Raw genomic sequence first — 554 nt, forward strand, 5'->3', positions numbered from 1 at the left:
TGGCGATGGCCGCAACGCGATCCTGCTGGCCTGCACCGCCGACCACGTCGCCCCCGGGCTGATCCGGCGCCTGCTGGAGCTGGGCGTGGCGCCGGCGCAGCCGGACCAGAGCGGCCGCCGTGCCGTCGACCTGGCCGCCGAGGCCGGGCGCTGGGCGATCGTGTCCGCGCTGGACCCGGACTATCCGCTGCCGGCCGCGGTCAGCGACGGCCAGGGCGAGACCGGCCCAGCCGGGCTGCCCGACCGTCCGCCGCTGGAACTGCTGCGCGAAGGCCTGCAACTGGGCCAGCCGCGCGACGGCCTGTCCGCGCTGGCGCGGCTGTGCGCGGCGGAGGAACTGGGCGCGCTGCTGCACGAGCCGCCGCTGGCGTTGAACGCGCAGGCGGTGGACTGGCTGCTGGCGCACGGCGCCGAGCCGGAGGTGCTCGATGCCTGCGGCGACACCCCGATGTTCGCGCTGCTCTCGCGCGGCGTGGAGGCGGTGCCCAGCCTGCAGGCGATGCTGCGCCACGGCGTGTCGCCGGCCGGCCGCGGCGGCCTGACCCGCCTGCTCG

At 77.8% G+C, this 554-nt stretch carries 1 pseudogene; it reads left to right on the top strand.

The annotated features are described in order from the left end of the window. Positions 1-554 (top strand): annotated as a pseudogene (locus D183_RS25575) (ankyrin repeat domain-containing protein); the annotation flags it as partial.

Source organism: Xanthomonas sp. SHU 199, assembly GCF_000364665.1.
Lineage (GTDB): Bacteria > Pseudomonadota > Gammaproteobacteria > Xanthomonadales > Xanthomonadaceae > Xanthomonas_A > Xanthomonas_A sontii.